Origin of the sequence: Oceanobacillus alkalisoli (genome assembly GCF_021556485.1) — a bacterium.
GTDB lineage: Bacteria > Bacillota > Bacilli > Bacillales > Amphibacillaceae > Oceanobacillus > Oceanobacillus alkalisoli.
The window spans coordinates 24,337-34,106 of sequence record NZ_JAKGBW010000025.1 but is presented as its reverse complement, the minus strand read 5'-3'; the positions used below and the strand labels follow the sequence as shown (position 1 = coordinate 34,106).

Here is a 9,770-nt window from a genome sequence, read left to right as displayed (position 1 = left end):
CCTCCGGTTCTGATGGAGGAGTCTCATCTCCTGGATCACTCGGGTCCTCCGGTTCTGATGGAGGAGTCTCATCTCCTGGATCACTCGGGTCCTCCGGTTCTGATGGAGGAGTCTCATCTCCTGGATCACTCGGGTCCTCCGGTTCTGATGGAGGAGTCTCATCTCCTGGATCGCTCGGGTCCTCCGGTTCTGATGGAGGAGTCTCATCTCCTGGATCACTCGGGTCCTCCGGTTCAGTAGGTGCTTTACCCCCTAGCTTCACAATAACTGTAGTCAAAGCATCGACTTTTATTTGGTCTCCAGTAAGCTCAAAGCCACTCGGATCGACGACTTCACTCACACCAGCTTCATCGTGATCAACAACAACGACACCTGCGCTTAGATCAACATCGCCTAATGACAATGTGCGCGCTTCGTTATCTGCGTTAAGGAAGACATAATATTCTTCGGTCTCATCCGATGAAACCGCATGGTATGCAATCACTAAATCATCTGTTGCAATTTCCGGGATATCGAGTAATGTCACATTGCGATCCACTTCATCCTTTGTTCCTAAATGAAATGCATCAGTGGAACGACGCAGTTCGATTAATCCTGTCGTATACGCTCTTGTTAAATGATGAATCGGATATAATTCTTCATTCGTTGCTTTTTCCCAATCAATCTTGTTGATTGCATCAGAAGCATCATAGGAATCATGGATAAAATATGGATATACAAATGGATTGCCGTCCTCGTCCGTCATATATGTTGATTTATATGGTGCTTCTGCAGTTTCTTCTCTAAACTGTTTCGTTCGCCCAAATTCTTGACCTGCATGAATGAAGGCGGTACCTTGCGCAGTTAGGACCATTGCATTTCCAAGTCGAATCCGCTTATGGATCTCTTCCTCATGGTATTCTGGGTCTTTTTTTATCGACTGAGCAATAACATCATGTAATGTCAAGTTATCATGAGCCGCAATGTACGTTAGCACGTCACCTGGATCATCAGCCGTAAAATTATGGGGATTGGCCGTCAGATTATCAAAGATTTGCTCGATATTTCTAGCTCCTCCTGTTAAAAATCGCGGCTCTCCTTCACTGCCGAAACCAGATTTCAGTTCATTGCGGAATTCATCGGAAAATGAAGCGACACTGTCTGTGTGCTGCATCCAATCCTGATCTGCCGGCATAACCGGTTCCCCTTCATCTCCAACATAGGTCCGCCAGCCTTCACCAACCATGATGATATTTGGATTGAGTTCTTTTGCAGTATCATAGGCGATTTGAATGGTTTCCGCGTCATGGTCACCCATCATATCAAAGCGGAATCCATCAATCTTAAATTCTTCCACCCAATATGCAATCGAATCTACCAACACTTTACGGGACATTGCATGTGTCGTACCAAGACGACCACCACCAAAGCTCTCTCTCGGTGTACCATCTACATCCATAAAATGGTAGTAATGCGGCACTAAGTCTTCGAATATCTCTGTGCGTGCTGTATGGTTGTAAACAACATCAAGCACGACCCCCATACCACGATTATGAATCTCATCAACGAGTCGTTTGAACTCGGCAATGCGTAATTCCGGATCATCCGGATTTTCCGAATACATGCCAGATAAGGAGAAATAACTATGCGGGTCATAGCCCCAGTTATAATTATTATCTGTTGATGACCATTCCAGAAGACGCTCATCACTTGCCCATTCATCCCCAAAGAAATAACTCATTACCGGCAATAGTTGAATATGAGTAACACCTAGGTCTTCTATATAATCCAGTTTCTCAACAAATGCTTGAAACGTACCAAATTGTGAATCCAATTCACCTGAAATAGTAGGATCCGATGTAAAATCACGCACATGCGCTTCATAAATGATTGCATCTTCGCGTTTTTCAAATCCGTCAATCACAGCGTAATCCAGTTCCGGCCCAATCGCAGACGGGGCCACAATTGCAGCTTTTCCAATTGGATACTCTCCGCCGACTTCAGGGTTCGCCCATGTGGCCATCGATTTCGCATATGGATCAAGTGCTAATTTTTCTTCCCCGTCATGGGTAATCTTGTAATGATAATAATATCCGTCTAAACTGTTTAAACCAGTGTTTTTATTATCAAGAATAACTTCCCAAACACCTTGTTCCCCTAATGTCATTGGAATTTCGTCACGTACAACATCGAACTGATCATTTTTGTCATAAAGTACCACCGAAACGTTCTCTGCTTTCGGTGACCATAATTTTAATGTCGCTGATCCATCCTCATGTAGCTGTGCGCCAAGCTCACCGTCATAAGCATACATTTCATCCATCATTTTCCAGCCACCAGAGACAGAAATTGTTTTCTCCTCGTAAGTTACTGAAAATGGCGCCTGATCCAAATTAAATGTACTGTACAATTCTACAATTGCATCATCCATTATTTCTACACGATCAATCTCAACTTCATTATCATCTTTATCCACTACCGAAATGCCCTCTAAAAGATCATTTTCTGTTAAGCCTTCTGTTCTCGTAAATCGGAGCTGAATTTTCTCATCTGACAGTAAATCTCCTGATAGAAGCATAACTGGAATGGAGCCATAAGGATTTGTATATACTTGCTCGTCCCCATCCTTTATGAAAATTTGATTGTGATCAAGCATATTAAAACTATAGTCTCCTGTTTGTTCTTCTGTATCTTTATTCATGAAAAGAAATTCGATTTCCTCGGCATTTTCCGATAACAGAAGGTCATAATATGCACCGTGTTTTCCAATACCAAGCGCGTCTTTCGCACCATTTGGCCAATCATCAGAAGGTGCTGCAACATCGCCCCAGGACCATAGTGACCAGCCATCATAAGTTTGATCGGCACGTTCATAATGAACACGAATCATATTGTCCGGTAAATCAATTGGCTCCACTAAAGAAACTTCATCTGAATCTTGTTTGATCCATACTTCATTCATTTCTGGAGAGAATAACTCGATAAACTTGTCGGCACCCTCTTTATCACCTGTTACGGTATTCAATAGTAGCAATCCCACTTTCTGCGCATCACTTTGCAACGGGATGTCGAGGTAGGCACCATACTCTGTCACTTGACTATCTACAAATGGGGTAGAGCCTGTTGGCCAGTTCTCTGACGGGGATCTCACATCCTCCCACAGCCATAGTCCTAAATCGGCATAATTATTGTCATCACGTTGATAGTGGACACGCAATGTGTCTTCAGGAATTTCCGGTAACGTAATGTCTCCTTCAGCATCCTCACTGTCTGATACTAAAATGAATGTACCGCCATCCGTTCGTGCCGGCAATGTCACCGTTGCACTCAGGTCATCACCAACCCTAACAGATCTCTCATTATAGACATCTTCCGCAGTAGTATTTTTAACATACGGAGTTTGAAAGGTTACATCTACTGCTTCCTCTGTCGTATTAATACCGACGATAACTGACTCCCCTTCGTAACTCCGTTCAAAAATCATATACCCGGAATCATTGTCTCCAGCTAATAATTCATAGCTTCCTTTAGAGAAAATCTTCGAATAATCTTTTCGTATATTTAATAGCTTTTTGTAATGCGCATGAACATCGTTACCTTCCACTTGCTCCCAAGGAAAGACATAACGGTTATCATATTCCGGCCAATTTGCTTCGCCAGAAAGACCTAACTCCTCGCCATAATAAATAACCGGTTGACCCTTCGAAGTAATTTGAAGTGTAGAGGCAACCTTCAGCTTACTCGTGTCCTCCTCACCGATATATTGTAAAAATCCATCTTCATCATGGCTCCCTAAGAATTGGCCCATTGTTGCCTTATTATCCAACAAGTCACTTCTAGCTTGGACTTTCCCATTCACTGCATGAATATTACCGTTGACTAAATCTCTCGCAATCGTTTTGAACTCGAAATCCAAAAGCGAATCCATCGTTCCTGTATTTAAGTAACGATCCGCATAGTCATTTGTTGCTGTTGCCCCAAATGCTTCGCCGATCATTTTGAATTCTCGATTTGCTTTTGTCAATTCATTTTTAAAGTGCATTAATGTTGTATCTTCCACATGTTTCACCGTATCCACCCGGAAGTAATCGATCGTATTCCCATTTTCCGTTGTCGCTTTTTCCAACCAGCCTACTTGCCAGTCGACAATTTGCTCACGTACTTCCTGATTTTCCGTAATAAAATCCGGCAGTCCAGAAAGTTCACCAGTTATCTCATTCCCAGGATTTCCACCATCTTGACGAAGCATATCCTGAAATTTCAAGCGATCTTCATCTGTCGGGTAGCCTTCTGGTTGGTCCTCCAAATCGCCATCATCCAGTTTCAAACCGTAACCGGTATGGTTTAATACGACATCCACCATAATTTTGATGCCACGTTCACTTGCAGCATCAATCAGCTCATGAAACTCTGCCAGCGTTCCAAGATGCGGATTCAGTTTTTCAAAATCCTTTGCCCAGTACCCATGATAGCCATAGTACGGAATACCACCGGCATTTGCATCTTGATAAGCAGCATCATGATACACATTTTCAACGATCGGCGTGATCCAAATCGTATTAATTCCAAGCTCATCCAGATAATCAAGCTTTTCCGTAACTCCTTTAAAATCGCCGCCTTGGTAAGAACCTGGGCTCGTCGGGTCATAGCCGATGTTGTTATTATTTTCTTGATTTCCATCAGCAAAACGATCTGTCAGCATAAAGTAGATTCTTGCTTCATCCCAGTCAAAATCCTCTTCTCCATTGACAACGCGCGGTTTGATATCTACTTTAGCCTCTGACTCATGTGTCCCGCCGTACACATCCGTGACTGTAACAGGCAATACCTTTGTACCTGCCTCAATATAATCAGCAACTGAGATTGTTATCTCATTTAATTCAGGATCAATAGTTGTCAACGCATCCCCACCAACTGAAGTTAAATCAACATACATCTCCCGAATGGATTCCTTGTCCACCGCTTGTCCCTGGTCATCCTCCATATGTAATGTCAACACCGCATGTTGATGATAGTCGATCTCCCGGGGTGCTACTTCCGTCGTCACGGTTAATTCTTCGGAAGAGATATTAATTATCGATTTACCCTCTTCATTGATATGGTATGGATCAGCAATTTCTATCGTCTCTCCATCAATCGTAACAAGATACGTATACGCATATTCCCCTTCCGGCAGGTTTTCCACCGTACCAGTAAAGCGTTCGTTCTCTGCTTCAAAATTCATATCGTAAACTTGTCCATCCAACTTCACTTGAACAGCATCGATCGTCTCCATCGCATCCTCACGATACAAATCAGCATCACGATAGAAAAACTCTACGTTGCCTGCATCAATCTTAGGAGCTTGCATAAATGGAACGGTCCGGAATTCGGTTTCCCCTTCTTTCACAAACACTTTCGTCAGGTCTTCTGTCGGACTGATGTTAATCGTCCGGTCTTCTTCTACATCCACCTCATCCCAATCGGTACCCTTTCTTAATTTAAAGCCCATACTGGTCGTTGCTGAACCAACTTCAATATGTGCTGTCGCGACCTCTCCTACTTCGTCAAAATCAATTTGATCGTCTTTGGCACCCGTGTTCCATACCCAGATGTTCCAATCCTCGTAATCTTGCTTTTCCCTTTCATAAACAAATCTGACTGTCGAAGGGTAGGAGCCATCAGCAATTTCACTCATCGAATGTGCACGAGGGGATGTGCCCTCGCCGCTCGCAGCTGAAACTGGTTGTATACCAAAGAATAGACTTATAAACATAAGAGCTGTTAGAAAAATAGATATACTTCTTTGGTAATGCTTCATATTCATTGTTTCTCTCCTCTCATAATTGCGTGACGTTTGCCCAGATTTTCTTGTAAATGAAATGAACCTTTATCTTTCCATCTTTAAATCCCACCTTTTCAAATAATGTTTTTGTGAAAACGTTTGCTCAATTTCCTTTTGATTATATATTCTAATTCAAAATGATGCAAACGTTTTCAGTTAATTTGTTTGTTTTTCATATAAATTAGGACGGTTCAAACATTATCTTCTCGCTTATTTTAAAGAGAAAAAGAGACTAGCAAATTAGTGGCAAATCTATCTCTTTATTGACAATTTAATCCGCTTACATTACATTAAAAGGAGAACAACTTAAGGGCAATGCTTTGTGCAAATGACAACAACCCCGATTTCCAATTCTCTGGAAATCGGGGTTTCTAATTTGAAAGGAGAAAAGTAAATGTTAAATGAAGCAATCTACCATCGCCCAAAGGATAATTTTGCGTATGCCTATGACAAAGATACGCTACATATCCTTCTACAAACCAAAAAGAATGATATGGAGTCTGTTACTCTCCTGTTTGGAGATCCATATGATTGGAAAGATGGGAAATGGCAGACGGAAACACTTGAGATGATCAAGTCCGGATCGACAGCATTACATGATTATTGGTTTATCGCTGTAAAGCCTGAATTTCGGAGAATGCGTTATGCCTTTCGCTGCACGGATTCCAGCGAAACATGCTATTACACGGAAGGCGGTATATATGCTTCCCCACCAGCAGATATCTCCAATTACTTCTGCTTTCCCTACTTGAATCAAATCGATGTCTTCCAAGCACCAGACTGGGTGAAGGACACGATTTGGTATCAAATTTTTCCAGAACGATTTGGAAATGGAGATCCGGCATTAAATCCGGAGGGGACTTTACCATGGGGATCAGCTGCGCCAACTGCGACGAACTTTTTTGGAGGGGATTTCCAAGGTGTTATCAATCACTTGGATTATCTTGTTGATTTAGGGATTACGGGCATTTACTTCACGCCTATCTTCAAAGCGCATTCCAATCATAAATATGACACGATAGATTATATGGAAATTGATCCGCAATTTGGTGATAAAGAAACGTTCCGCCGTCTCGTCCGTGCCTGTCATCAGCGAGGCATTCGTGTCATGCTTGATGCGGTATTTAATCATAGCGGATATTATTTCCCTCCTTTTCAAGATGTACTGGAAAATCAGGAGGAATCCGTGTATACGGAATGGTTTCATCTTCGTGAATTCCCTGTAGAAACACATCCAACACCAAATTATCATACATTCGGATTTGCTGGATCCATGCCAAAGCTCAATACCGAAAATCCGGAAGTGAAAGCCTATTTACTAAAAGTTGCACGCTACTGGATTGAAGAATTTGATATTGACGGCTGGCGCTTAGATGTTGCCAATGAGGTGGATCACCAGTTTTGGCGAGAGTTTAGAAGCGTAGTGAAAGGAGTAAAGCCGGATGCTTATCTATTAGGAGAAATTTGGCATGATTCGATGCCCTGGCTTGGCGGTGACCAATTCGATGCTGTCATGAATTACCCGTTTACAAATAGTGCGATTGACTTTTTTGCAAAACAGGGGCTGTCTCCAGAGGACTTTGCGAATACCATTACCAACGTATTGCATATGTATCCGGAAAATGTGAATGAAGTTGCATTTAATTTGCTTGATAGCCACGATACACCGCGGATTCTGACATTGGCTGGTGGGGAGATTGATCGTGTGAAACTTCTATATCTCTTTCAACTCTCCTTCATTGGCACACCTTGTATCTATTATGGGGATGAAATTGGGATGGAAGGCGGTCAAGATCCGGGTTGCCGTGCATGTATGATATGGGACGAAGCGAAGCAGAATAAAGAGTTGTTTACGTTTGTAAAAAATCTGATTGAAATGCGAAAAACAATTCCGGCTTTTGGAAATGACGGCACATTCCAAATCATTGCGTACGATAATGAAGCAAATACATTAGTCTATCAAAAGCAAGCAGATAACCGGCGTATCCTTTTTGTTATTAATAATAGTATGGAGGAACAAACTGTAGATTTGCCAGATTCATTCGAACAATATTGCAGTGAATTACTCCTTGGAACGAGTAAAGATACAGTATATTCACGGGAGCCTATTCAGCTGGTACAGTTAAATAAGATAAAAGTCTCTCCATTAGAGTTTCGCATTTTTGAGTTTAGAAATGAAGAAAAGATTTGAAGCTACATATTTATGACACATTAATGAATTTCATAATACGTATTTAATGCATCACCATATGTAGTTGAATTGGTTCGTTCCCAACTACATATGGTGATGGGAAAGCCGACTTTGGTAATTATGAAATTCATTCACATGATAAATTTTATCATTTTTATAGACAAGGACAGTTCAAGCATTCGTTTATAGTTAAAATAAACGACACGAACTGTCCTGCCAAATTTTATCACTAACACTTCATCTAATTGATTCATATCTGTTTTCTTAATAACAAGCCCACCCATTTGCCACTATGATGGGGTCTGCTGCTTCGCTGGAAGAGATACCCAATTTAGGCACCCTTTTTAATGAACAGCGATACCCTGCATACTGCCTGAATATCGTCCACAGGCTACCCCTATCCCCCATTTCCTGTATAGTGAGAAATATAATATTACGTTAAAGGAATACAAAACTGGGGGAAATGCGATGACAAGTAAAATTATTTTTTCAACAGAGAGTGGTGCAGATTTACCGAAGGACCTGAAGTTAAAATATAATATACAAGTAGTTCCTATGCACGTCATCATGGATGGTAAGGATTATTTAGATGGTACCTTACCTGTTCAAGAAATTTATGACTTTTATGCCCGTAATCAAAAAATACCTTCCACAACATCTACAAATTCTCATGAGTATCATGACTTTTTCACTAACATAAATAACGACTTTGTAAAATGGAAAAAGTATCTGAAAAGCTGCTGCGCGACTATTTTAGTAAATACGACATGGACCGGAACCAATTGTATTTAATCTAATCTGTTGGTCTCCATGAAGCGATTAAAGAGCGGGCGAGTGATATCGCAATAGAAAATATCCTCCAAAATAGGACGTATCTGAAACAAAAAATAGCTGCAGTTCGCTATTTAAGAAACTGCAGCTATTTTCACCAAGACTATTGACGCTTTTTCGTTTTTTTATTATTAAGCTTTTCATTCGTAGTTAGTGGCTCATTGGCAAACTCATGGTCAAAACTCTTGGAAAGCTTTTTCCTTACTGCCTGCTCATCACTGAAGCCGCCATTACTTAACTTTTTCTTCGTCATCGGAACACCTCCTTATTATATATTCAGCATTTGAAGGAAAATTATAAGCTCGCACAAAGATTCCCTCCGCTTTCCATCATCAGGATTTTAAATTATAATAAGACCTAACAAATGCAACATTCGCACAGTTGTATAAAGAAAATCTTCGTACATATGCACAAATCATGTATACTAGAATGTTCACACGCATATGAAGCAAGAGGATACCAAATTGATTAAAGGAGAATGATGCATGCCTAACGGATCACATAGTACAGAGTTAGATTTACCAATCGAAAAAGTATGGACATTTGTAAGTTCGATTAATAACTGGGCTCCGCTTGTCCCGGGTTATATCAACCATGAACTTATCAATGACTCCGAATCCACTTGGGAGTTTAAAGGAGATTTAGGTTTTATGAAGAAAACAATCAAATTAAAAGTTGATATTACCGAGTGGAAAGAACCGAACCTTGTTACCTTCAATCTATCCGGCCTGTCGGATAACTTCTCTGGCGGTGGCTATTTTGACGCAGAGAAAAACGGTGAAAACTGCACGAAAATGACTGGCTATTTAGATATTACTGCAAAAGGAGCGATGAGCCCGATGATTAATAGGGTCTTAAAAAAGTTTGTTCCAAAAACTGCTGAGGAATTGACGACTTCCGTTGCGAATAGGATGAAAGAGGTTGTCGGGGACCGGGCTTAAGTTT

The 9,770-nt window shown here is 41.1% G+C and carries 4 protein-coding genes and 1 pseudogene; 3 read left to right on the top strand and 2 right to left on the bottom strand.

Translation table 11 applies throughout. The annotated features are described in order from the left end of the window. A partial coding sequence (locus tag LZD48_RS17790; RefSeq protein WP_235764031.1) for a pullulanase occupies nt 1-5,785 on the bottom strand: 5,785 nt, incomplete at its 3' end. Between the two features lie 412 nt (nt 5,786-6,197). On the opposite strand from LZD48_RS17790, the gene LZD48_RS17785 reads away from it, so the two are divergent. Together LZD48_RS17785 and LZD48_RS17780 are read left to right on the top strand one after the other, a co-directional pair. Beyond that, nucleotides 6,198-7,994 carry a glycoside hydrolase family 13 protein gene (locus LZD48_RS17785; protein ID WP_235764030.1) on the top strand — a complete coding sequence of 599 codons (1,797 nt, stop codon included), beginning with the start codon at nt 6,198-6,200 and terminating at the stop codon, nt 7,992-7,994. A gap of 468 nt (nt 7,995-8,462) precedes the next feature. Next, nucleotides 8,463-8,705 (top strand): annotated as a pseudogene (locus LZD48_RS17780) (DegV family protein); the annotation flags it as partial. 223 nt (nt 8,706-8,928) lie between these two features. Here the strand turns inward: LZD48_RS17780 and sspO are convergent. Beyond that, entirely contained in the window at nt 8,929-9,078 is a 150-nt protein-coding gene (gene sspO, locus LZD48_RS17775; RefSeq protein WP_235764028.1) for a small acid-soluble spore protein SspO, read from the bottom strand. 232 nt (nt 9,079-9,310) lie between these two features. Here sspO and LZD48_RS17770 point away from each other — a divergent pair, with 232 nt between their 5' ends. Next, nucleotides 9,311-9,766 carry an SRPBCC family protein gene (locus LZD48_RS17770; RefSeq protein WP_235764027.1) on the top strand — a complete coding sequence of 152 codons (456 nt, stop codon included), beginning with the start codon at nt 9,311-9,313 and terminating at the stop codon, nt 9,764-9,766. Nucleotides 9,767-9,770: the final 4 nt, after the last annotated feature.

Coding starts and splice junctions, on each gene's coding strand:
- LZD48_RS17785 (WP_235764030.1), top strand. CDS start 6,198: ATGTTAAATGAAGCAATCTACCATCGCCCAAAGGATAATTTTGCGTAT.
- sspO (WP_235764028.1), bottom strand. CDS start 9,078: ATGACGAAGAAAAAGTTAAGTAATGGCGGCTTCAGTGATGAGCAGGCA.
- LZD48_RS17770 (WP_235764027.1), top strand. CDS start 9,311: ATGCCTAACGGATCACATAGTACAGAGTTAGATTTACCAATCGAAAAA.